We start from the raw sequence: 24,739 nt of genomic DNA, 5'->3' as shown, positions 1-24,739 counted from the left end.
ACAAAAATCCTGCCTTGGTTGCCTTTTATGGAATTTAGTTTAGTCGAAGTGAAGTGAATTAGTTGATGAAGGCAACCAAAGCCTGGATTTTTATAGAATATTTTAAAAGCCCCCTTTTTAATCATTTTTCGATGTATGAAAAGATTTGCAAAAATGAAAATTCAAATGTTAGTTTAGATTTTTCAAAAGGGGACTGAATGCTGTATTATTTTAGGTAATAAATGTTCTTTAATCATTTCCGTTTTCCCATTTTACTTCTTCACCTTGTGGCGAAGCACCACCTTTAGCAGGAGTGATAGGATCGGTTTCCTGATTGATATGATAAACGTATGCTGCAATTTTCTCGGCATCACGCCCTGTAATGGTGCCTTCTTTGATGAAAGGTCTCATTGTGGGATTATTCGGAGAGCCATTTTCAAGCATCCAGAAAACATTTTTGAATAAACTTTTTTCTTTAATGTTTATCCAATGTGTGTCGGTAAGGTTGGGGCCAATTCCGCCTTTTCCGCCATCGCCATGACAGGTTACACAATTGGTTTTAAAAAGCTCCTGACCTTCCGCGATATTGTCTGCGCTGTATTTTGCAGATTCTAAATCAATTTTAGGGGCTGTTTTTTCGTATTCATCGATCGAAGCAAGGATTGTTTTTGTTTCTTTCGTTAATTCTGCATCGGGATGGGCATAATCTGTGAAGGCAAAAGCTGTCAAATACACGATGCAGAAAATGCATCCGAACCAGAATAAACCTATCCACCATTTTGGTAATGAATTGTCAAGCTCCGTAATACCATCAAAACCATGGTCAATAAGAATATCTTTTTCCTCGGTTGCAGATTGTTTTTTGAATGCTGAATTCCAAAGTTTCAGGTAATAAGGCGTGTTTTTTTCTTCCAGAAATTTTGCTTTTTCTTCGGCTGATAATCTTCTGAAATTTTCGTTTTCCACCAAATCTCCGATAGAGTTCATAATGAAAAGTAAAATAATTGCGATTAAGATTAATCCCCAGAAGAAAGGTGACGAGAAATAGGCTGAATCATTGGTGAACATTTCGAACGCAAGGATAGTTAAACCTATCGTTACCGCGATATATACTGATATTGGGGTTCTGGTTTTCATTTTAATTCAATTTAAAATTAATCTGCACTTGCTGTTTTTATTTCGGTAGTCTTAATGTCTGTTCCTAATCTTTGCAGATAGGCAATCATCGCTACAATCTCTCTTTGCTCAAGCGGAACAAATTTTCCTCCTTTTGCCACTCTTTCTTTTTCCATTTGATCTTTCACATCAGTTGCTTCGGCATAAATTCTCTTTACAATGGCCTGCGACTGATTGTCTGCCCATTTGTTTGCGGAATCAATTTGTGGTTTTGAGTACGGCACATCAAATGAGCTTTTCATTAATTTCATTTTATCCACCATTTGCGTTCTGTCAAGTTTATTGGTAATCAACCAAGGAAAACGTGGCATAATAGAACCTGCAGAAGTAATTCTTGGGTTATACATGTGTTTGAAGTGCCAGGAATCCGGATTTCTTCCGCCTTCTCTGTGTAAATCCGGTCCTGTTCTTTTAGAACCCCACAAAAAAGGTCTGTCATAGATAAATTCTCCTGCTTTGGAATATTGCCCGTTTTTACCTTCGAATCTTACAATCTCATCTCTGAACGGTCTAATCATCTGAGAATGGCAGGCATTACAGCCTTCACGGATGTACAAATCTCTTCCTTCTAATTCCAACGGAGAATAGGGTTTTACAGCTGTAATCGTCGGGACACTCTGTTTCAAAGTTAAAGTTGGAATAATTTCGACTAACCCTCCTATTGCAACGGTAACGAATGCTAAGATTGCCATTAACTTCGGGGTTCTTTCCAGCCAGAGGTGTACACCTTCACCTTCTTTTCTTCCCGTTCCGATATTGGCCAAAGCAGGTGCTTCTGCAGGAACTTCTTTTTGGAATGATCCTTGTCTAATGGTTTTGAATACATTCACAACCATTAAAATAGCACCAGAAAGGTAAAGGAGACCTCCAACGAATCTCATTTTAAAGTACGGAATAATAGCAGTTACCGTATCCAGCCAGTTTTTCCATAATAATGTTCCGTCCGGGTTAAATTGTTTCCACATTAATCCCTGAGTGAATCCTGAAATATACATTGGTACGGCATAGAAAATAATACCTAATGTACCTAGCCAGAAATGCCAGTTGGCTAATTTTTTAGACCAGATTTCAGTTCTCCACATTACTGGAATCAGGTAATAGACTACTCCGAATGCCATGAAGCCATTCCACCCAAGAGCTCCTAAATGTACGTGACCGATAACCCAGTCTGTATAATGCCCGATTTTATTTAAAGATTTTGTAGCTAAAAGCGGTCCTTCAAACGTTGCCATACCATAACAAGTAACAGCCACAACAAAGAACTTCAAAATAGGATTTTCTCTTACCTTATCCCAGGCTCCTCTTAACGTAAGAAGACCATTCAGCATCCCTCCCCAAGATGGTGCAATAAGCATGATGGAGAAACCTGTTCCTACGGCCTGAGCCCAAGCGGGAAGGGCTGTATATTGTAAGTGGTGAGGACCAGCCCAAAGATATACGAAGATTAATGACCAGAAGTGAATAATAGACAGTTTGTAAGAGAAAACCGGTCTGTCAGCAGCTTTTGGTAAGAAATAATACATTAATCCTAAAACAGGAGTCGTCAATACAAATGCCACTGCATTGTGGCCGTACCACCATTGAACAAGCGCATCTTTTGCTCCTGCGTATATTGAATATGATTTCCAGCTTGTGAAAGATAACGGAACTTCAAGGTTATTGAAGATATGTAGCATTGCCACTGCAATCCACGTTCCGATGTAGAACCAGATGGCAACATACAGGTGTCTCACCCTTCTTTTGGCAATCGTTCCAAACATATTGATACCGAAAATGACCCATGAAATTGTAATTAAAATATCAATCGGCCATTCGTGTTCAGCGTATTCTTTAGAAGTGTTGATTCCCATCAGGAAGGTAATCACCACACTGATAATCATAATTTGCCAAGTCCAGAAATGCAGCCATGATAAAGTATCACTGTACATTCTTGTTTTTAATAATCTTTGCATACTGTAATATGCACCACAAAAAAAGGAATTACAGACAAACGCAAAAATAACGGCACTTGTATGTAACATTCTTATTCTTCCGAAGCCTAGAGCTCCTTGTGTATTAATCAGTCCCTGAATATTTCCTGAAGCTAAACTTTTAATAGTAGTATCATCAGTCCCGAATAAAAATTCAGGAAGTTCAGGGTAAAAAAGCATCAGTGCTGCTGTAAGTCCCAGTAAAAAACCTACAAGCCCAAATGCAATGGTAGCATACAAGAATGCCCTGACAATATTATTGTCATAATTAAATTTTTGCGTCTCCATAATCCAATAGTGTTGTACTGAAGTGATATTCTTTATTGTAATCAGTCTGTTTCAAATTAAAATTTTACTTCCAAATTACTTGTTGAAATAAATATCATGTAACGTAATAATGTTTTGCCAAAGGTATTTACTAACTTTGTGTAAGTCTAATAGATAAACTTCTAAATTATACCGAAAACTTCTAAAATAAACACAATGAAAATATGTGGTCAAAATATTAGGAAAATCAGAAGAAATAAAGATTTTACACAGGAATATATGGCTTTTGAAATGGGAATTTCACAAAAAGCATATTCTGATATTGAAAACTCCAAAGTGAAAATCAATCTGGAAATTTTGACTAAGATTTCGACTATTCTAGATATAAAACCATCTGATATTTGTAGCATATCCCATAAGTGCGGGTCAAATGATTATCAGGAAAGATATAATGATCTTTTGGAATATATGAAACAAAATAATATTTCGGTTCCTGAAAAATTTAAATAAAATATACAGTGTTTTTCTTTTTAAATTATAGCTTTCAGTATTTCTAAATCAAATTTCAATTAGCTTGTAGAAAGAAGTTTTTATATATTTAGACAATATTTTTCATTCTATGAGCAACGAAAAGAAAGAAGATCAAAATGATTCTCTGGTTAGGGGACTGACAAACAGGCATATTCAATTAATTGCCCTTGGTGGAGCTATCGGGACAGGGCTTTTCTTAGGAATTGGTCCTGCAGCAGTTTTAGCCGGTCCGTCAGTTATTTTAGGCTATGCTTTGGCAGGTGTTATCGCTTTTTTTATTATGCGCCAACTTGGTGAAATGGTTGTTCAGGAACCTGTTTCAGGGAGTTTTAGTCATTTTGCATATAAATATTGGGGTAATTTTCCCGGTTTTGCTTCCGGTTGGAATTACTGGATTCTCTACATCCTCGTTAGTATGGCTGAGCTTACAGCTATTGGTCACTATATTCATTTTTGGTGGCCTGAAATACCGCTCTGGGTTTCGAGCTTATTCTTTTTTGTAGTTATTAATGCGTTAAATCTTGCTTCTGTAAAAGTATATGGAGAAACCGAATTTTGGTTTTCCATCATAAAAGTAGCGGCAATAATTGGGATGATTATCTTCGGTGTTTATTTATTATTAAGCGGTACAGGAGGAGGTAAAGCGAATATTTCAAATTTGTGGAATGATGGTGGGTTTTTCCCGAAAGGATTTTTTAATAAAAGTGAAAATGGATATTCAGGTCTTTTTTCAGCAATGGCGATGATTATGTTCTCTTTTGGCGGATTGGAACTAATAGGGATTACTGCTGCGGAAGCTAAAAATCCAGAAAAGACTATCCCTAAAGCTACAAATCAGGTGATTTATAGAATTTTGATTTTCTATGTTGGGGCCTTGGTTATTTTATTTTCATTGAGCCCGTGGAGAGAGATTACAGAAGGAACGAGCCCGTTTGTAATGGTTTTTCAAAATTTAAATGGATTTGAGTTTAATATTTTTGGAAAGACAATACACTTCAATGTTTTAATTGCTAATGTCCTTAATCTGATTGTTTTAACGGCGGCTTTGTCGGTTTATAACAGTAGTGTTTACAGTAACAGCAGGATGCTTTTTGGATTGGCTCAACAAGGAAATGCTCCGAAATTTTTAATGAAACTGAATAAAAACAGCGTCCCGATCAATGCTATTCTTATTTCGTCTTGCTTTGCGGGAATCTGTATTATTATTAATAAATTGGTTCCGGAAAAGGCATTTGAGTATTTAATGGCTTTGGTGGTTTCTACTTTAATTATCAATTGGTTAATGATATGTTATACGCATTTGAAATTTAGAAAAGAAAAAAATAATATAGAAGAGAAAACAAAATTTCCTTCTCTGTTTTATCCGATATCAAATTATATCTGTATTGTATTTTTAATTGCTATTTTGGTGTTGATGAGTATTACAGGAATGGAAATCCAGGTTATCCTGATTCCGATATGGCTGGCATTTTTATTTTTGATGTTTAAATTGTATAAACCGAAATCGAATTAAAATAAAAAGAGGGAAGATTAATCTTTCCTCTTTTAGGTAAGTCTTTAAGAGTAAAAAGAAAAAAACCATTCTCAGGAAAGAATGGTTTGTAGACCCACAGGGATTCGAACCCCGACTGACGGTACCAAAAACCGGAGTGCTACCGTTACACTATAGGTCTTTATTTTTAGTAGTACGAATTTACAGCTTTTTTTATTATTTGCAAATACCTTGTTTAAAAAGTATAAAATTTTGAATTCAAAGTTTTCTTAAATCTATTTTGAAGTTATTTTTAATAAAAATTGAATAGCAAAAAACCATCCTTGGAAAGGATGGTTTGTAGACAATAGTGAACAAATATCGAAACATTTTATCGAGGATTTAATAAAATGTCAGAATTTATAATTGAAATATAAGTCGACTGCTTTAAGCAATCTCATTATACTAATCCAAGACAAATTATCTAATTTTGTTGTAATGTAAGATAGTTTACAAACAACTACTTAAGATCTTTTTTTTCGACTTCCCAAAGTATTCGCATCTTTTTCTAGATGAACTTTGACATTATAAATTTGCAATGTATGTATTCAATCGACACACTATTTATTAATCTGATCTTTTTGAATTATTATAAACTAACAAGTTGGTTTTTACCCTGAAAAAGGTTCAAAAATGGAGGAATTTTTATAATTTTAATAAAAACTATAATTATGCAAATTGTTCCAAATATCTATAGATTAGATAAGCAAATTTTGAAACTCAGGGGGTTAAGCGATTATGAAATTATACTTCTAAAGGATTTTAATAATCAAATATAACAGGAAGATTTAAGTATTTTTTACTATCGAAAATATTGAGTATATTCTTTATACATTCAATACAGATGAAATCATCTTTCATCAGTTTTTGTAGAAGTTCCCACATTTCCGTGCTGACAGTTTCTTTATGTAGCATATTTCATTTTCAGAAAAGTAAATCTGAAAATGATGTTTGCCTGTACAATGGTAGTGCAAGGAACTATTTGACTTCGATTGTCAATGAAAGTCTAAAATAGAAGCCTTTTATTGATGGAGATATTAATAATTGGAATGACAAATTTTTCTGTTGGTAGTTACTTTAGTACGTACTAATTTTAAGAAGTACATCTTTTAGCAGGAAACCTTAAAAAAAATCTGAAATATGTAGATGGCTTCGTTTTGCATATTTAAACCATTAATGAAAATCAAGCCTGCTTTGTAAAAAGTAGTGTTCTTAAAATTTTGTTTTGAGAATGGATTTATTGCTTATTAAAATACGTGCGATTTTACAACTGCGTGGAGAAGTTAGGAGCTCATTCGCAACTTTGAAAGTCCTGTCGTCCTAACAAAGTTGTTGCTTCGTCCTGCGGAGCTCTAAAATTAATTTAGATAGAAAATTTAATTGCCTAATTTTAATCGGTTATAAGAAGTAATAGAATTTAATTTGTTTTAATAAGATGTTTTAGTTTTTATTTAACTGATAAGCAGAAGAACACAGTTCAAGTTATTCAGATCAAACTTCTTGATGAAACAATAATACACTGTTATAATAAACCTCCTGCCAATTGGTGTGAGATTTTTTATTTGCATTACTCATTTTATACATCGATTATTCTCATTGTATTGTGCAAAGACTAAAACTTCTGTTAGTATATTTAAAAATCATTTCAAAAAAGGGGAAATTACTAAATACGTCAAAACCTGTTTATAATACGACAGGTTTTGGCGTTTCATAGATATATCTTTACTTTAAATCAATTTAGAAAAGGTGATAATACTTACATTAAATCTCATTCATAAATCTTATTAATGTGATATAAAATATGTAGTTTTGCTATACTTTAAAAATTAATAATAATAACTCAAATATAGACGCTAAGTATGAAGAAATTCTACCTAGGGGCATTATCATTATGCTCCGTCTTGAGCGTATCTGCTCAAGAAGTGATTTGGCAGAAAGATATTAAATCCTCGACACAGGATTTTCTTTCACAAGTAACTACAACAATCGATCAGCAATATCTGGTTTCAGGAAGTTCGATTCAATCCAAAAAACTTTCCACGGAAAACAAACAAAATAATGGTTACGACTTTCATTTGGTAAAACTGAACCAACAAGGTGAAGAAGTTTGGGAAAAATATTTCTCTGGAAAAAACCACGATTTTTTATCGGCAACGGTTTCCACGCAAGAAGGAGGATTTCTTTTGGCTGGAACTTCTTATTCAGGAAAAGGATTAGATAAAAAAGAAGAATCCGAAGGAGGATCTGATATCTGGCTAATTAGAGTCAATGAATTCGGAGATGAAATGTGGCAGAAAACCATTGGAGGAACTTCTGATGAAGAAGCGAGATCAGTTATTCAGACTACAGATTTAGGATTTTTTGTGGCTGGAAATATTCAAAACTCGGCAAAAGGTTACGGATCCAAAGATGTTTTGGTTATACGATTAGATAAAAACGGAAAAGAATTATCTCAATTGGTTTTAGGTGGAAAGGGCTTAGACGAAGTAGAGAAAATGATTCCAACAAAAGATGGCGGTGCTTTATTAGGAGCTTATTCAAGAAGTAACCAAGGCGGATCTAAGAAAACAGAAAACTTTGGTGAAGGAGATTATTGGATCATTAAACTTTCAAAAGACGGAAAAGTAGAATGGGAAAAGAACTTTGGGGGTAAGGGAGATGACCATTTAAGAACACTTTCTTTGACTTCAAAGGGCTATCTAATCGGCGGAGAATCACGATCAGAGAGGTCAGGAAATAAATCTGTTGGAATAGAAGAAGGAACAGATTTGTGGCTGATTTCACTCAATGAAAGAAGTGAAGAAATCTGGCAAAAGTCTTACAATTTTAAAAACAGAGACGTTTTGATGGGAATGAGTGTTTTACACTCTTCGGATGAAAAATCTTCGAAGGGCATTTTATTAGGCGGTTACACGCAGGCTGAAGGAAGAGTTGAGAATGATGATGAAACGTTTTGGATGCTGTATCTGGATTATAATGGCAATGAACAATGGAGAAAACATGTAAAAGGAGAATCGAGAAAAAAAGAAGAAAGACTGTCTGATATTAAACTCAACAGAGACGGCTCAATTATCCTTGCAGGAACAAGTGCAGAAGAACTTGGTAAAGAGAATTGGAAGATTGTAAAACTGGGAGATAAACAAATCGATCAACTCATCGAAAAACAGGATATCAAGATTTATCCGAATCCAGTATCCGATTATGCTTATGTGGAAATTGGCTTTGATTTTATAGAAGCTGATATCACACTATATGACATGGGAGGAAGACAGCTTCAAACTGTAAAAACAAAGAATAAGGTGACCAAAATGAATACTCAGAATTTGATTCAGGGAGTTTACCTGATTACCATAAAAACGGACACAAATAAATCCGCGAATGCAAAAATTATTAAACAGTAAATTATGAAATTTTTTTTTCTATTTTGTCTCATCTCAGTATCATTAATAAAAGGGCAGTTTAATGGTGAGGAGGGCTTTTATAGTCCTGAGTTTTCTAAAAGCCCAAACTCAAGTGAATTTAAAGTATATGGAGGAACTAATTTAAATCATGCATTAGGTAAGCCGGATATCAATATCAGTTTACTATCCTTAAAAATTGATCACGTAAACAATTTTGATTTAAATCTTAATTACGATGTTACTTTCAATAAGCCCGATACTTATCCTTCATGGACCGGCTTGGCATGGAATTTAAGTACTTCAGGGACTATTACAAGAAATTTGAGCGGTATAGCAGATGAATCTGATACAGAAGGTTATTATTATAAATATAATCTTTTGAATTCAGGGGATTGGAATTCTTTAGATAAGCTAAAATCATATTCGTCTTCATACGAATATAATGAAAAAGCATTAAATCCTGATACTTTTAGCTTTTCTGTAAATGGGATATCGGGTACTTTCATTAAAAATCATGAAGGAAAATGGATTGTAAACTCTGACACACCTAATTTGTCTATTATAAACACATTAAAAGATAATGAGTATGGTATGGACCATTTCATATATTCATTTATTATAACGGATGGTTTCGGGAACAAGTATACTTTTGGAAATCAATATTCGGCAATTGAGGTTTACCGAAGTAGAAATAAAACTCAAAATCCCAAAATCGCCGCAACATTTTATAAATATGTTAAAAATTGGCATTTAACTAAAATCGAATATTCAAATGGTAAAAATGTTGATTTCAGCTATAATAAATCTGCGGAACTCATCTATTTTAGAAGCTCATATTCGGGGTATAAAAGTTTTACATATGGTGGCTACAGTTCTAGCGGTTGTGTAAAAGATCTTGATAACAGTAATTGTTTTAACCTTTCAAGTTTTGAAGAAGGAGAGTTTAGCTATTTGGATAAAGTTAATTTTAATAATGTTGAGATAAAATTTAATAGATCTTTGGCAAATAGCCTTGAATTTACCAATGAAAATATATATCTGAGTGATGGATATGAAATTAAGCCTCCTGATAGCTATTATAATTCTAAACATTGGAATAAACTTGATAATATTTCATATAGCGTAAACAATAAAAACGTTGAAACTATCCGCTTTGAGTATGATGAAAACCCTGCAAGACGATTAAAATTAAAAAAAATAAAAATCGGTGAAGCAGAAAACAATAAATATGAATTCCAGTATAATGCTAACTTATTTCCAAAATTTAATAGCGGAAATACTGACCGTTGGGGATATTTCAATGATAGGACATTTAATTTCAATGCGGTAAATTCTACAGATTTTAACACTATTGCAGCGGCATATCGACAAGCAAAAGAACCGAATTTCAAATTAAACGAAATTTTGGAAAAAATCTCTTATCCGACTGGGGGAAGCACTCGTTTTTATTATGAACCTCACGATTATACTAAGACAACCAGTTATAACAATGATTTTTTTATTAGTGAAGTTAGCCCTAGAGGGTTAGCCGGAGGTTTCAGAGTGAGCCAGATAGTTGATTATGGTTTTTCAAATGCACCTTCACAGAGAAAGTTTTACTACGTTAAGGATTTCATTGCCAACAATTTAAGTTCTAGTGGAGTATTGTCAAATACGACAGATTACAATCATATGCAAATTGTTTATAGAGAAATTTCACCTGAAGGTTGGCCATTAAATTACACTAGCGGGGCACATATTGTATATTCAAAAGTTTACGAAGAAGAAAGTAGCGGAGGAATTACTGAATATACATTCAGTAACCAAGATAATGGCTTTATTGATCAGAAAGCTGATAACATGGTAATGTCTTTTGCACAAAGACAGAGGACTACGCTAGGACCCAACAATTATACATGGACTTCTCCATATTGGGAGTATACTGAAAATGCAGGTACTAGAATAAATTCTTTCAGCTCCCTCCAAAAAGAAAGAATGAAGATATTATTTAAAAAAGAGTATACGAACACTAAGACATTATTATCTGAAACAACGTATAATTATAATAGTACGCCCATAAGATTTTCACAATATGCCAGAATAATCGAAATTAACGGACGCCCTTTTGGCCCTGTCCCAATGGGGTGGAATGGACAAGGCCAAGCTTTAGATAATTCATGTGACGTCATTAATACTTCGGCTTATAAGCTTTATTTTTACAATCATTATTTAGATTCGGAGACAAGAAAAGATTATTTCGACAATGGAAATGTTACTACTAATACAAAGTATTTTTATGATAACTCTAACGATGACCTTTTAAGGAAAGAAGAAACGACATATCCAGACAATAAAGTAATTTCTAAAACATATCAATATGCGAATGATGCTGCAATAAACAATCAGTATTTGATCAGTAAAAATATGGTAGGAATTCCACTGGTTACCGAGACAAGAAAAATAGATAATCCCACAAATAAAATTCTAACAAGGTGGGAAACTGTTTATCCAGTTTCTCAAGCAGATGCTGATATAAATACAAGTGGTATGCCACTGCCAAAATCGGTAATATCACATAATCTTAAAGATTTGAATAGTCCTTCTCCTGTTCCAACTACACAAATTACCTATGACTTATATGATCCCAAAGGTAATATTCTACAATATACCAGTAAAGACGGTAAACCAACCACAATTATTTGGGGGTATAACCAAACTTTACCTATTGCTAAAATAGAAGGAGGAACATATAGTAACATCATGTCTGTTTTAGGTGTAAACGGCTCACCTTCAGGATATACAAATCTGCCAATTTATATAAAATCCAATGAAGATATTGATTTACCTTCTGAGCAATTGCTAATTGAGGCGCTGGATAATTTTAGAAAAACTCCTACCTTTGCAAACTTCAACATCACAACGTATACTTATAACCCATTAATCGGGGTAACAAGCATTACTCCTCCAACTGGAATAAGAGAGACCTATAGTTATGATTTGGCCAATCGGTTAGAGAAAGTTGTTGATTATAATGGAAAATTGATTAAAGAATATAAATATAATAATGCCCCTATAAGATATAGTAATAATGCGTTAAGTCAAACATTCTATAAAAATGACTGTCCAAGCTGGAAAGTCGGATCATCATATGAATATAAAGTTCCGGAATATAAATATATATCCCTTATTAGTCAAGCAGATGCAGATCAACAAGCCCAAAATGAGATTAATTTAAATGGGCAAAGTGCAGCAAATGCAAATGCAGATTGCGGATTTATCAGTTGTAATTTTACTCCAAATTATTATGTAAATGCCAACTTTGTTTCAATACAACAAACAGCGCCTAATCATATTTCAATGATATTAACTTACAGTGCTAATCCACCGTCGGGAATGACATATTTAGGAGGTGTTTCATTAGGGTATATTGGTTCTTTCTGTAGACCTACAACTACTAAAACTCTTTATAGTGGAAGTTACAGAATTACCATCACTCCAGATGGATATGTTGTAGTAAATACTAATACAGGATCTGTCCCACCACCTAATTCTCCAGGGGGGTTCTCAGTTGAATACGATAAATAATAACTAATTACATGAAAAAAATAATAATTCCTATAGGTACTTTACTATTTTCAAGTATTACATATGCACAGTTAAGTTCTACAGAAAACTATGTATATAGCAAGACTTATCTTGACTATAATGGAGTTACTCCAACAAAAAGCACAGAAACTGTTCAGTATTTTGATGGTTTAGGCAATCCCAAACAAATAGTCAATATCAAAACATCTCCTTTAGGGAAAGATGTTGTAACGCCTATTTTATATGATGGATATGGAAGAAAAACTAGAGAGTATCTACCTGTACCACAACAATCGACAAACGGCGGAGCGATCTACCCTCAAACTTCAGGAGACTTTCCAGTAGGTGATCCTACGTCAGCATACACGAATGAAAAAGCTTTTTCAGAGAAAATATTGGAAAGATCTCCCTTAGACAGAATTTTACAGCAAAAACAGGTTGGAATTGCTTGGAATGACAAACCTGTCCAGTTCGGTTATGACACCAATACCACTGGAGATGCCGTTAAAAAATATACAACTGTTACCAATTGGGAGAACGAATCAACCATAAGTACTGTCAGCCAAACTATTAATTATGGAAATGCGCAATTATACAAAAATACAGTAACTGATGAGGACGGTAATGTAACAATAGAATTCAAAAATGGGGAAGGACAGATATTATTGGTGAGAAAAGTAATCAGTACTACAGAAAATGCAGATACATATTATGTTTATAATGAATTTAATCAACTTGCCTTTGTCATTCCACCAAAAGCGGCTGTTGTTTTAGATCCCAATTCTGTACTTAGTGATCTTTGTTATCAATACCGTTATGACAGCTGGAATAGACTGGTCGAAAAGAAGGTTCCTGGTAAAGGATGGGAATATATGATTTATGATAAGCAGGACAGATTGGTAATGAGTCAGGACGCTAATATGGGATTATTTAGGCAGTGGCTTTTTACAAAATATGATCAATTTGGAAGAAGTGTTTATACTGGGATCTATATAAGTTCACAAAATTATGAGAGCGCTGGAAGAAAAGTCGAGCAAACTATTGTGGATTCAAAAGGAAGTAACAATGTAGAACGATTATCGACGATCGGATTTACAAATAGTGGTATGGATGTCTATTATAGCAATGATGCTAATACCAGTTATCCAAATTCTATTAGTAAATTATTAAGTGTTAGTTACTATGACTCATATACTGTAGGAACTCCTACTGTTCCTATACAGGTTTTAGGTCAGGAAGTTTTATCTCAAGATAATCAAAACTCATCTATGAGTACCAAAAGCCTACCTGTAGCTTCTTATATAAAAAATATGGAAGATGATAACTGGACAAAAAATTATACTTATTATGACAAAAAAGGAAGAGCTATAAGTACTTATTCCACCAATCATTTAGGAGGACGCACTAGAGTTGACTCTAAGCTGGATTTTGCGGGAATAGTTCAGCAATCAATAACAACTCACAAAAGATTAGATACTGATACGGATAAAGTGATTACTGAAAATTTCACCTATGATCCTCAAAATAGGTTATTGATTCACACCCATCAAGTTGACAATAATATTGTCGAGTATCTGACTCAAAATACATACAATGAGCTTTCTCAGATTACTAATAAAAAAGTAGGTGGAGTCGTTTCTTCCAGCCCTTTACAGGATATTACATTCGATTATAATATTCGTGGTTGGATGACCAAGATTAATGATCCAGCAAATCTTAACGGAAAATTATTTGGATATGAAATGAGATACGACAATCCTATATCATCGAATATCGCTCCAGGAAGATTTAACGGAAATATTGCAGAGATTGACTGGGAAAATTCACAAGATGGTATTTTGAAAAGATATAATTATGAATACGATAATTTGAATAGATTAAAAAATGCGTTCTACAAAGAGCCAACAACTGGAGTTAGTAATTTTTTTGATGAGTATCTGACATATGATTTGAATGGTAATATCATGACTCTGCAAAGATTTGCTCCATTGGCATTTTCACCAACTGCAACAATGATTGATGATCTTCAGTATGAATATAATGGCAACCGTCTTGATCAAATCATTGAAAACATACCGAACAGTACAGGTTATGAGGGAGGAAATAATCTTATTAATTACGATCTGAATGGAAGCATGACCAATATGAAAGATAAAGGAATTCAGAACATTTCTTATAATCATTTGAGCCTGCCTGATGGTTTTGCAATTAGCCAGACAGACCCGTTTGGTACAAATGTAAACTTCAGTTTAAGCTATTTATATCGTGCTGATGGAACAAAACTCCGAAAAACAAATACATCAGGAGGAGGAAGAGGTCAATCCACTTCTTATGCATACACTGATTATTTGGATGGTTTTCAGTATAGTTTTTCAGAGACAGTACAGCCGTGTTTATGGTGTAGAACAAGCGTAGCCTATGAACAGGAAGCATTTAAAGATCCAATCCTTCTTGATCCTCCTCCTTTTGGCTCTTTAGGTTGGCTATTGGATTTTGTACCGACAGCAGAAGGTTTTTACAGTTTTACAGAAAATCGTTATATTTATCAATACAAAGACCATTTAGGAAATGCAAGGGTGAGCTATGCTAAAAATAGTGAAGGTAATCTAGAAATTACAGATACGAATAATTATTATGCTTTTGGAGCAAACCATATTGGAGGAACTAAATCCACTTTAGGAGGATATAAAGGCTACAAGTACAATGGAAAGGAAATTCAGGAATCAGGAATGTATGATTATGGAGCAAGATTCTACATGGCTGATTTGGGAAGATGGGGAGTAATCGATCCATTGTCAGATAAGATGAGAAGACATTCTCCCTATAATTATGCATTTGATAACCCAATCAGATTTATAGACCCTGATGGAATGATTGCAGTAGATACGCAATCTCCAAACGACTGGGTTAGAAGAAGAGACGGTTCTATTTATTGGGATAATAAAGCAAATGACCAAAAAACCACAAAAGCTGGGGAAACTTATATGGGCAAAACTTTACGAATAGGAATGGATAGTTACATAGATGAAAAACTTTGGGATGGTCCAAATCCTTGGTTTGATGTCTCTGGCTCTAAATTACAATCTGATATATGGATTTCTTCTGAAGAAAATAGTAAAGGCGAATTAACGGGTATTACAGCAACAATAAAATCTGAAATTATGACAAATAAAGGGGGATTTAAAGGAGTCAAGATTAACTCTATGCCTGATATAGAATCAAGTAAAAATTTTGTAGATAGTAATGGTAAATTTATTGGGTTTAATATCGCTCTTGAAAAACACGCTCAAGTTCCAGAGTTTGAAAAATTTGGATTGAATATACAGGGGTACGGACCTGTAAATGTTGCGCAAAGAATAGATATTAATTATATAGGGAAAAATTTAAATATTTCTTTCAAAACAGATGTTTTCCCTTCTGCTTCAGCAGGAATAATTGGTGCTGGCGCCCCATTTAAATTAATGCAATATAACCAGCCATCTTATAGAAAAACACACAATCTATTTGATAATGGAGTAAGAAGACCCTATTTATATCCAAGAAACTGACATGAGAAAAAGATTTTATTTATATATTGTATTGCTCTCTTTCATTACAAATCTATTATACTATTTGTGTTTTATTTTACTGAAAACAGATAATTCTTTATCGGAGTTTTTTAAAGGTATAGTTATTAATTTTCCAACAAGCCTTTATTATTTGGTTCCTTCAGTTATTCCATCATTGTATTTTATACTGATTGGAATTATAATTTATAAGCAAAAAAACATTTATTTCAATTTATTTCTAAGCTTTACATTAGTCATTTTGGATATTTTTTTTATAAAGTTTTTATATGGAGATATAAATATTGATATGATGCTTCTATTCATAAGGATTATGTTTGGTATTTTTTATATAATCACTTGTATTCTATATTCTCAAAAGCGATAATACACTATTATAATAAACCTCCCACCAATTGGTGGGAGATTTTTTTATGTGCATAACTCATTTTATACACCGATTGTTCTAATTGTATTGTGGAAAAACTAAAACTTCTGTTATGGACGTACATAAATACCACTATCTCTTTGAGCAATTCTTCTACGAACATATTTTCTTTTACTGATTATAATATGAGCGTACATCACAGTATAGCAAAAGTGAACAAAGAGAAAGCAGATCAGATGAAAATGATTGTAGAAAAGCTGATGAATAAACTCAGAGAAGCTGTAATAGGTGGTCAGTTATTACCGGACTTTGAAAAAGAATCTATCCGTTAAAAAACTAAAAATTAATATTCACGTTCAATTTACCAAAGGATTTTTAATTCTTCAAGCATCCCCCTTGATATCAACAATTAATAGTTATGAAAATAGACATTATCACGAAAGAAGATCTGCAAGAGTTTAAAACGGAATTATTGGAAGAAATTAAGAATTTTCTTCAAGTCAAAAACTCAGAAAAAAAATTGTGGCTAAGATCAACGGAGGTTAAAGAACTTTTGAAAATTTCCACCGGAACATTACAAAATCTTCGTGTTAATGGAACTTTATCTTACACCCGCATAGGAGGTACATTATATTATAATTATAAAGACATCGAACAGTTATTAAATAAGAAACCTTGATAATGATTTCATCTTTGTCATAACTTTTCACTGTTGAATAAATCATTATGTATATCCACTTAATACTTTCAGGAAAATGAATTACGTCAAGCACTTAACAGCTTTTTTTGGAAAAGTCGCTCAAGAACATACACTTAATCCTACTCATATCAGCCTGTATATGGCATTGTTTCAATTTTGGAATTTCAATCGCTTTAAGAATCCGATTAATATTTCTCGGGATGAAATTATGCGAATTAGTAAAATACACTCACCAGCTACTTATCATAAATGTATAAAGGAACTACATTCTTTAGGTTATTTCGACTACCAACCTTCATACAATCCATTCGAAGGAAGTCAAGTTAATATGTTTGATTTTGCCGGGGAATTAAAACCAAAACCTAGGGCAAAAAGACCTTTACCAAATTGGGAATAGATCCGCAAGCGGTTGAACAACCCCTTGATCTTTCTATTCCGGAAAACTATCTGGCTGCACCCGAGGTCAAGAACGACCGACGAGCATTGAATGTATTTATGGAATGAGAAGGGCTGTAAAAGAAGGTCGTGTGATGGGAAAAGCACCTTTCGGATATGCCAATAAAACAACCGAAAACGGCAAGAAGTACATTGCACTCAGCGAACCAGAGGCATCAAAAATGAAATGGGCATTCGAAGAAATATCTAAGGGAATATATGCTTCTAATCAGATTAGATTAAAATGAATGAATCACTTCGGAAGAAGATTAGCCGAACTTCTTTTCATATCGCCATCAGAAATCCAGTCTATTGCGGAAAGGTCTTTATACCCAAATTTAAAGAAGAAGATGCTTATTTTATTAATGGTCAACATCAGCCTTTGATCACAGAGTCTCTATTTTACAGGGTACAGGATATTTTAGATGGGAAAAAGAGAATACACAGACCTAACACCAAGATATTATCAGATGAATATTTTCCATTGAGAGGCTTTTTGATCTGTCCTAATTGCGGAAAAAATATCATGGCAAGTGCATCGAAAGGTAGAAATAACAGATACTATTATTACCATTGCAATGCTACCTGTGGTTTTCGCCACAGGGCTGAGATTGTCAATACTGTTTTTGAGGATGGATTGAAGGCATTGGAAATGACAGAAACCGTTAAGAAATTGGTCAGAAAGGTATCCTTAAATTCTTATGAGAGATCATTAAAACACCAAGACTCGAAAAGAAAACACTATCTCGATAAGATAGATAAATTCAAGATTGTCCGTAGCAAGAAATAAATTGCTTGCTGAAACGATAGATGATGATGAATATATTGAGATAAAAAAAGACTGCAAAGATCAGATTGAAACGCTGGAAATTCAGTTAAATATTTTACTCGAGCAATCAAAAGTTGACATTCCAAAACTCATTGATCAGGCTATTGAAAGTCTCACTATTATCTGGAAAACTTACTCGGAAGGGGGAATTGCCGTGAAAAGAAAAATAATCGGTTCGATTTTCCCCGAAAAACTGGAATTTGACGGAAATCATTATCGAACCACCGAATCAACACCATCGTAAATCTTATTTTTCAGATTAACAATGAGTTGCCAAAAAAAGAAAACAGGAGAAACGATAATAATAATCATTTCTCCTGCTATGTAGACCCACAGGGATTCGAACCCCGAATGACGGTACCAAAAACCGGAGTGTTACCGTTACACTATAGGTCTGTTTTATTTTGGTGATGCAAATTTACAGCTTTTTTCATTATTCGCAAGAACTTTTTAAAGTTTTTTTTACATTTACTCCATATTTTATTTATGAAATTATGCTGATAGACTTCAATGATCTCAATATTAATAAATTATCATTCGATACAGAATTTGCTAATAAAGTCAAAAGCTTTCTGGGCGAATGGTTTTCTGATTCTGCAACCGTAAAAGTTCAGACCTCTGGCTCTACAGGAATACCAAAAGTTTTTGAAATTGAAAAAAATAAAATGGTAAATTCTGCGAAGATGACTTGTGATTTTTTAGGTTTAAAAGAAAGCAATACAGCTTTAATATGTCTCCCGATAGAATATATTTCAGGAAAAATGATGGTTGTACGCTCCATTCAGCGAAAGCTGAAACTCATTATTACAGAACCATCCTTAAGACCTCTTGAGAATGTTGAAACGGAGATTGATTTTTGTGCAATGACTCCTCTTCAGGTAGAAAATTCTCTGGAAAAACTACATTTAATTAAAAATTTAATTATTGGAGGGGCTGCCGTTTCAGAGTCTTTGAAAAGGCAGATTGATAAAACGAATAGCCAGTCGCAAAAAGGGAATCGCATTTTTGAGACGTATGGAATGTCAGAAACTCTTTCTCACATTGGTTTAAAACAAATTTTTCCAATATCGGAGGATTATTTTACAGTCTTTGAAAATGTCACTATTTCAAAAGATCAGCGAGGTTGTTTAAAAATTTTTGCCCCAAATGTGAATGATGAAATTTTGCAAACTAATGATTTAGTTGAAATTAAGAATGAAAATCAATTTAGATTTTTAGGAAGAATAGATAATGTAATTAATTCAGGAGGAGCTAAAATTTTTCCGGAAGAACTGGAATCATTAGTAAAGAAAGAAATTCCGAATGAAGTGGTTTTTTTAGGTATGGAAGATGAAAGTTTGGGACAAAAATTGATATTGGTAATAGAAGGAAAAGAATCAAAAGATGTAGTGAATAAAATAGCTGGAATTCCGTTTGAGAAAAATTTTCATAAGCCAAAAGAAATTCTTTTTGTTGAACAAATTCCCAGAACTCCTAACGGAAAGGTAAGTAGAACTGAGCTTAAAAATATAATGTAAGAATGAAAGATTTCTCAAAAGAATTAAGTTTCAAAACTTCCCGCAGTAGCGGGGCAGGAGGACAGAATGTAAATAAAGTGGAAACCTCTGTGACTGTACTTTGGAAAGTTGAGGATTCTGAATTTTTTACTGTTGAACAAAAAAAATTAATTCAAAATAAACTGAAAAACAGGATCAATGCAGACGGCTTTTTGTTTTTAACGGTTTCTGAAAGCAGAACACAATTAATGAATAAAAATAAAGCTATTGAAAAAATTATTGAAATTGTAGATGAAGCTTTGTTTATACCGAAAAAAAGATTGGCTACCAAACCTTCAAAAGGCCAAAAACAGAAAAGATTAGATGCCAAAAAAAAGATTTCCGATAAAAAGGAAAATAGGAAGTTTAAGTACTAATACGTGGTAGGAATTAGAAAATAACTTAAAAGATGATATCCCGATTTCTTAGTTACATTATTCTTTAATGGCCAAGCTTTAATTTTAAAACTCATATTAAAGCTCTATCTTAGCAAAACTTGATATGAACATTATATTATGACAACACAAATTTCATTTTCTGAAACATTTTGCTTTTCTGGCATATTGTTGTCATTATTATATTTACACATAGATTCTTTTTTAAAAAGTTCTAATGCCTTTTAAAGATGGGGAACGAAAGATCGAAATTATCAAAGTTGCTTTATGGCTGTACTTTATGTTTTTCCGCGATGCTGGATTTATAAAACCATAGATCTAATTTTTGTAAAGCTCCTTTATTTTTTTATAAAATGTTATTTTTGAGCAAAATTTTAAAAATGATAAAAAAACTAATAACTCTAGGATTATTTTCAATTTCAGTATTTTCTTTTGCCCAGCAAAAATTTTCGATCATTCCATCTGTAGGATATGCTTGGAGGACAGCCGAAACTATTGAAGGGTTGACAAAGGAAGAAAAAGACTATATGAAGGGACTGAAAAGCGGGATGAATTTTGATATTTCCGCATATTATCACCTTAATAAAATTTTGGCAATCGGGGTAAAATATTCTAATTACAATGCCTCAAGTGATGGATATATTTTAGGATATGTGAATGGTATGCCTGTGTCTGTTCCGATAACGACAAAAGATAATATCAATTTTTTCGGACCGGCTGTCATGATTTCAAATTTTGAAGAAGCTACAAAACATAAGCTGTTTGCTGATATAAGTTTAGGCGCTATTTCTTATACTACAAAAACTGCGGACGTTAAAGGTACGGGGTCTAATGTAGGAGCTGAACTCAATTTAGGATATCAGTATCAGATAAATAAAAATGTTTTAATTGGTCCAAAATTGGGATTAACTGGCGGAACATTGAATAAAATGAAGATCAACGGTGTTTCATACACCTTAGAAGATGAACAAAAAGAAGGTTTAGCGAGAGTTTCTTTGAGTGCAGCCGCTACATTCCGTTTTTAAGTTTTATCTTTGCAAAAATTAAAAAAATGAGCAAACCGATTTCTGAATTTATAGAAAAATATTACCTGCACTTCAATGCAGCTGCGTTGGTAGATGCTTCTAAAGGATATGTGGCACATCTTAAAGATGGTGGAAAGATGATGATTACTTTAGCAGGAGCAATGTCTACTGCTGAGTTAGGAAAAATTCTTGCTGAGATGATCCGTCAGGGGAAAGTAGACTTTATCTCTTGTACAGGTGCAAATCTTGAAGAAGATTTAATGAATCTTGTTGCTCATTCTCACTACGAAAGAGTTCCTCATTACAGAGATCTTACACCACAGGAAGAGTGGGATTTATTGGAAAGAGGTCTAAACAGAGTTACAGATACCTGTATTCCTGAAGAAGAAGCTTTCAGAAGATTGCAGAAACATATCGTTGAAATTTGGAAAGACGCAGAAGCTAAAGGTGAAAGATATTTTCCTCATGAATATATGTACAAAATGATTCTTTCGGGAGTTTTAGAGCAGTATTACGAAATTCCTAGAGAAAACTCTTGGATGATTGCTGCTGCTGAAAAAAACTTGCCAATTGTGGTTCCGGGATGGGAAGACTCTACAATGGGTAATATTTTCACATCTTACTGTATTAAAGGAGAGTTGCAATTTTCTACAATGAAGTCAGGGATTGAATATATGGCTTATCTGGCTGATTGGTACACTAAAAACTCAGGTGGGAAAGGAGTTGGGTTCTTCCAGATTGGGGGAGGGATTGCGGGAGATTTCCCAATTTGTGTTGTACCGATGCTGTATCAGGATATGGAAATGCATGACATTCCATTCTGGTCTTATTTCTGTCAGATTTCGGATTCTACGACTTCTTACGGTTCGTATTCAGGAGCTGTTCCAAACGAGAAAATTACCTGGGGTAAACTGGATATTACTACACCGAAATTTATCGTTGAAAGTGATGCAACTATCTGTGCACCATTAATGTTCTCTTATATATTAGAGAATTCTTAATATAATATTTTCTGTTTGTCATTTCGACGGAAGAGAACTTATAAACGCTTCAATTTTTTGGAGCGTTTTTTATTGGCATGTCCTTTCTGAATCTATACCAATGTTCGGATCGGTTTTCTGTAGATTCTGTTTCCTTTTATCTATCAGTCTAAAGAATTCACTAAAACGAAATACCGGTAGGCCAGAATTCCTTTCTGGATTTTAGTCAATTTATTTGGATCTTTATTGCTTAATTTTGGTAACACAGCCTTATTGATTGTATTCAATACGCTGAAAAGTGATTTTTTCATAACTTTATATCTTGATGATTAGATTAGATGTGGTTATAAGAATCCAAAAATGATGCTAAGTATTAAGTATCAAAACACATTTTAACGTAAAATATGAACGAAATATTCAAAGAACAAGTCTGGGAAATTACTAAACTTGTTCCAAAAGGAAGAGTAACAAGTTACGGGGCGATAGCAAAAGCGGTGGGTTATCCCAATCATTCCCGTCATGTAGGGAAAGCAATGGGAGGGTGCCCGAAAGACGTGCCTGCACATCGTGTGATTTCCAGCTCAGGAGTTTTATCCGTTCCTGAATTTCAGCCTAAATTAGAAAAAGAAGGAGTTGTTATTGAGAATTTTAGAATAAAAAATTTCAAAAAATTATTTTGGAATCCTCTTACTGAACTTTAATATTTTGGTTTTTATTCTCTTGGAATTTGAACTTTGTCCGTTTTTAATATCAATGTTTTTTTCGAAAAGTAACTTGAAATAACCTATTAAAGCAGGAATTAAAAGAGTTATAAATAAGCTGCACACTCCCAAAAGCCCAAATCGGAGTATCATCCCTTTTTCCTTTATAATATTCCCAAATCACTCATGAAAGAGCAATAATGAAACCCAACATGGCTCCCGGAAAAACAAAATACATTATAAAGCCTATAATTATTGTATTAATCTGATTATAAGATTTGACCAAAAATGAAACAACATCTACAATGACAATGATGATGATAAGTGTGGAGATTAGCATTCTGTGATATTTTTTAGTTGAGGAAATCAAAAGGATTTTGAGTTAATTTTTCTTTCCAGTTGACAGATCCGAAGATAAGTTTGCTTCCTTCCGTTTTCACCGGAGTTATAAAAATAAATGTGGAAATAAGTGCGATGCAAAGTATTGTGGCAACAGCTCTTAATTTAAGAGGCCTCCATTTATTTGCGAAATTTACCAATTCAAGTGGGGCCATTCCGAAGAGTTTTTTATTTTTATCATATCTGAAAATGGTTTTTGCCCCTTCGTAAAAGCTTGCCCAATCATCAGAATTTCTGTTTTGTCATCAAGAATATACTCGCGGTAACGCTGATTTCCTCTTTCTACCTCAAAAGTGGGAGAGAAACTTATCCATTCCAGCTTTTCAGTATAAATTTCTATGCTCCCGGAATCATCAGTTAAAAGAAAGTTCTTTGCACGACTTCTCTTCTGATTTCGCGATAAGATTTGCTGATTTTTCCATCATCATCTCTTGTCTCTGTAATTTCGTTAACGGTATAGATGTATCCGATACATTGTGTAGCAGTATAAGGAGAAACTGCAATATTAATAGCTTTTGCTTTCCCGCAAATTTCAGCTAGTCCTATCGCGACACTTTTAATTTTTGAAGTTGAGAGGTTGCGCTGATAAAAGTAAAGCCGATTTTTATTATTAGGTAAAATCGATCCTAGGATAATGATAAAAAATATAATAAAGAAAGAATATTGCAGTTTCAGAGAGTATATATTCCACCGTTTGAATACAAGCAATATAACATTTGGGATGAGGTATCTTATTTTGATATTGTTTACATTGCTTGTTGTACTGTTATCCATTGCTTGGTTTAAAAATGGAAGTAAACTGAAAAGTTATTTAAAAAGAAAAGTTTAACCTATTTTCCAACCTAAATGAAAATATTTGCATCTTTAAAAAACATACGTCAAGTTCTGTCGCTGTGCCGTTCTATTTTTGCCTAAGGTTATGAAATAAACCATTAACCTATAACAAATTTGATATTAAATCTCATTCAGGTGAGTGAGTAATTATTAAAATTCGTTAAATTTGCAAGATTGTGATAATAAAAACTAATATTAACCTTTAAATACACAAAATAGATGAAAACACTCTACTTTAGTGCATTAACCTTATGCACAGTTTCCGTACTGTATTCTCAGGAAGTAGTAGTCTGGCAAAAGGATATTAAATCCTCGACACAGGATTTTCTGAGCCAGGTGATCTCCACCATTGACCGACCGTATTTAATCTCAGGAAGCTATATTCAGGCTTCAAAGCAATGTGTTTGATATGAGCGGAAGGCAGTTGCAGAGCCTGAAAACCAGGAATAAGGTGACCAAGATTAATACGCAGGCTTTGATTCAGGGGGCTTACCTGGTGACCATTAAAACGGAGGAGAATAAAACAGCAAATGCCAAAGTGATTAAGAAATAAA

General features: G+C 33.6%; 24 protein-coding genes and 2 tRNA genes. 18 read left to right on the top strand and 8 right to left on the bottom strand.

The features are described 5' to 3' along the window. Positions 1–228 precede the first annotated feature (228 nt). Positions 229–1,116: a cbb3-type cytochrome c oxidase N-terminal domain-containing protein gene (locus tag ACM39_RS14610; RefSeq protein ID WP_048511796.1), complete on the bottom strand. Its 888-nt coding sequence runs from the start codon at positions 1,114–1,116 to the stop codon at positions 229–231. A gap of 17 nt (positions 1,117–1,133) precedes the next feature. Beyond that, a complete protein-coding gene (gene ccoN, locus ACM39_RS14605) occupies positions 1,134–3,413 on the bottom strand; it encodes a cytochrome-c oxidase, cbb3-type subunit I (RefSeq protein ID WP_048511795.1) in 2,280 nt (759 codons plus the stop codon). A gap of 195 nt (positions 3,414–3,608) precedes the next feature. On the opposite strand from ccoN, the gene ACM39_RS14600 reads away from it, so the two are divergent. Next, a complete protein-coding gene (locus ACM39_RS14600; protein ID WP_048511794.1) occupies positions 3,609–3,902 on the top strand; it encodes a helix-turn-helix domain-containing protein in 294 nt (97 codons plus the stop codon). A gap of 109 nt (positions 3,903–4,011) precedes the next feature. Beyond that, on the top strand, positions 4,012–5,436 hold the full coding sequence (locus ACM39_RS14595; protein ID WP_048511793.1) for an amino acid permease: 1,425 nt from the start codon (positions 4,012–4,014) through the stop codon (positions 5,434–5,436). An 89-nt stretch (positions 5,437–5,525) separates the two neighbouring features. Here ACM39_RS14595 and ACM39_RS14590 read toward each other — a convergent pair. Next, positions 5,526–5,596, bottom strand: a tRNA-Gln gene (locus tag ACM39_RS14590). 1,717 nt (positions 5,597–7,313) lie between these two features. On the opposite strand from ACM39_RS14590, the gene ACM39_RS14585 reads away from it, so the two are divergent. The 9 genes from ACM39_RS14585 (at position 7,314) to ACM39_RS18730 (ending at position 18,560) form a co-directional block, all read left to right on the top strand. After that, a complete protein-coding gene (locus ACM39_RS14585) occupies positions 7,314–8,855 on the top strand; it encodes a T9SS type A sorting domain-containing protein (RefSeq protein WP_048511792.1) in 1,542 nt (513 codons plus the stop codon). A gap of 3 nt (positions 8,856–8,858) precedes the next feature. Next, on the top strand, positions 8,859–12,419 hold the full coding sequence (locus ACM39_RS14580) for a DUF5977 domain-containing protein (RefSeq protein ID WP_048511791.1): 3,561 nt from the start codon (positions 8,859–8,861) through the stop codon (positions 12,417–12,419). 11 nt (positions 12,420–12,430) lie between these two features. Then, the gene (locus tag ACM39_RS14575; RefSeq protein ID WP_053073336.1) at positions 12,431–15,967 is read left to right on the top strand and encodes a DUF6443 domain-containing protein; all 3,537 of its coding nucleotides are present in this window, start codon (positions 12,431–12,433) and stop codon (positions 15,965–15,967) included. 570 nt (positions 15,968–16,537) lie between these two features. Continuing rightward, positions 16,538–16,684, top strand: a complete 147-nt coding sequence (locus ACM39_RS19270) for a hypothetical protein (protein ID WP_165585122.1) — start codon at positions 16,538–16,540, stop codon at positions 16,682–16,684. Between the two features lie 86 nt (positions 16,685–16,770). Next, complete coding sequence (locus ACM39_RS14570; protein WP_048511790.1) at positions 16,771–17,031, top strand: helix-turn-helix domain-containing protein; 261 nt, start codon at positions 16,771–16,773, stop codon at positions 17,029–17,031. Between the two features lie 76 nt (positions 17,032–17,107). After that, the gene (locus ACM39_RS14565; RefSeq protein ID WP_228377126.1) at positions 17,108–17,449 is read left to right on the top strand and encodes a hypothetical protein; all 342 of its coding nucleotides are present in this window, start codon (positions 17,108–17,110) and stop codon (positions 17,447–17,449) included. Positions 17,450–17,552: 103 nt separating this feature from the next. Beyond that, on the top strand, positions 17,553–17,735 hold the full coding sequence (locus ACM39_RS18740; protein ID WP_053073335.1) for a hypothetical protein: 183 nt from the start codon (positions 17,553–17,555) through the stop codon (positions 17,733–17,735). Next, on the top strand, positions 17,732–18,277 hold the full coding sequence (locus ACM39_RS18735; RefSeq protein WP_053073334.1) for a recombinase family protein: 546 nt from the start codon (positions 17,732–17,734) through the stop codon (positions 18,275–18,277). The genes ACM39_RS18740 and ACM39_RS18735 overlap by 4 nt, the downstream gene beginning before the upstream one ends. Next, positions 18,258–18,560, top strand: coding sequence for a hypothetical protein (locus ACM39_RS18730; protein ID WP_131701466.1), 303 nt, complete (start codon positions 18,258–18,260; stop codon positions 18,558–18,560). The genes ACM39_RS18735 and ACM39_RS18730 overlap by 20 nt, the downstream gene beginning before the upstream one ends. Positions 18,561–18,641: 81 nt before the next feature. On the opposite strand, the gene ACM39_RS14555 is transcribed toward ACM39_RS18730, so the two are convergent. Then, a tRNA-Gln gene (locus tag ACM39_RS14555) sits at positions 18,642–18,712 on the bottom strand. Between the two features lie 98 nt (positions 18,713–18,810). On the opposite strand from ACM39_RS14555, the gene ACM39_RS14550 reads away from it, so the two are divergent. The 4 genes from ACM39_RS14550 (at position 18,811) to ACM39_RS14535 (ending at position 22,272) form a co-directional block, all read left to right on the top strand. Continuing rightward, positions 18,811–19,833: an AMP-binding protein gene (locus ACM39_RS14550; protein ID WP_048511982.1), complete on the top strand. Its 1,023-nt coding sequence runs from the start codon at positions 18,811–18,813 to the stop codon at positions 19,831–19,833. Between the two features lie 2 nt (positions 19,834–19,835). Then, on the top strand, positions 19,836–20,228 hold the full coding sequence (arfB, locus tag ACM39_RS14545; RefSeq protein ID WP_048511789.1) for an alternative ribosome rescue aminoacyl-tRNA hydrolase ArfB: 393 nt from the start codon (positions 19,836–19,838) through the stop codon (positions 20,226–20,228). Positions 20,229–20,626: 398 nt separating this feature from the next. Continuing rightward, positions 20,627–21,271 carry an outer membrane beta-barrel protein gene (locus ACM39_RS14540; protein ID WP_131701465.1) on the top strand — a complete coding sequence of 215 codons (645 nt, stop codon included), beginning with the start codon at positions 20,627–20,629 and terminating at the stop codon, positions 21,269–21,271. Between the two features lie 26 nt (positions 21,272–21,297). Then, positions 21,298–22,272: a deoxyhypusine synthase family protein gene (locus ACM39_RS14535; protein WP_048511787.1), complete on the top strand. Its 975-nt coding sequence runs from the start codon at positions 21,298–21,300 to the stop codon at positions 22,270–22,272. Positions 22,273–22,415: 143 nt separating this feature from the next. On the opposite strand, the gene ACM39_RS19265 is transcribed toward ACM39_RS14535, so the two are convergent. Beyond that, on the bottom strand, positions 22,416–22,562 hold the full coding sequence (locus ACM39_RS19265; protein WP_165585121.1) for a hypothetical protein: 147 nt from the start codon (positions 22,560–22,562) through the stop codon (positions 22,416–22,418). Between the two features lie 93 nt (positions 22,563–22,655). Between ACM39_RS19265 and ACM39_RS14530 the strand changes: the two genes are divergently transcribed. Further along, on the top strand, positions 22,656–22,952 hold the full coding sequence (locus tag ACM39_RS14530; RefSeq protein WP_048511786.1) for an MGMT family protein: 297 nt from the start codon (positions 22,656–22,658) through the stop codon (positions 22,950–22,952). Between the two features lie 184 nt (positions 22,953–23,136). On the opposite strand, the gene ACM39_RS19260 is transcribed toward ACM39_RS14530, so the two are convergent. The 3 genes from ACM39_RS19260 to ACM39_RS14520 form a co-directional block, all read right to left on the bottom strand. Beyond that, positions 23,137–23,292: a hypothetical protein gene (locus ACM39_RS19260; RefSeq protein WP_165585120.1), complete on the bottom strand. Its 156-nt coding sequence runs from the start codon at positions 23,290–23,292 to the stop codon at positions 23,137–23,139. 13 nt (positions 23,293–23,305) lie between these two features. Beyond that, the gene (locus ACM39_RS14525) at positions 23,306–23,506 is read right to left on the bottom strand and encodes a hypothetical protein (RefSeq protein WP_048511785.1); all 201 of its coding nucleotides are present in this window, start codon (positions 23,504–23,506) and stop codon (positions 23,306–23,308) included. A gap of 202 nt (positions 23,507–23,708) precedes the next feature. Further along, positions 23,709–24,125 carry a hypothetical protein gene (locus ACM39_RS14520; RefSeq protein ID WP_048511784.1) on the bottom strand — a complete coding sequence of 139 codons (417 nt, stop codon included), beginning with the start codon at positions 24,123–24,125 and terminating at the stop codon, positions 23,709–23,711. Positions 24,126–24,404: 279 nt separating this feature from the next. On the opposite strand from ACM39_RS14520, the gene ACM39_RS19110 reads away from it, so the two are divergent. Then, positions 24,405–24,593, top strand: a complete 189-nt coding sequence (locus ACM39_RS19110) for a hypothetical protein (protein ID WP_131701464.1) — start codon at positions 24,405–24,407, stop codon at positions 24,591–24,593. 1 nt (position 24,594) lies between these two features. Then, positions 24,595–24,738 (top strand): T9SS type A sorting domain-containing protein, encoded by a 144-nt coding sequence (locus tag ACM39_RS18910; protein WP_082140615.1) that lies wholly within the window; start codon positions 24,595–24,597, stop codon positions 24,736–24,738. Position 24,739 lies beyond the last annotated feature (1 nt).

Origin of the sequence: Chryseobacterium sp. FH2 (assembly GCF_001045455.1) — a bacterium.
Lineage (GTDB): Bacteria > Bacteroidota > Bacteroidia > Flavobacteriales > Weeksellaceae > Chryseobacterium.
The sequence above is the reverse complement of the archived record's forward strand: the minus strand, read 5'-3'. Positions and strand labels throughout refer to the sequence as shown.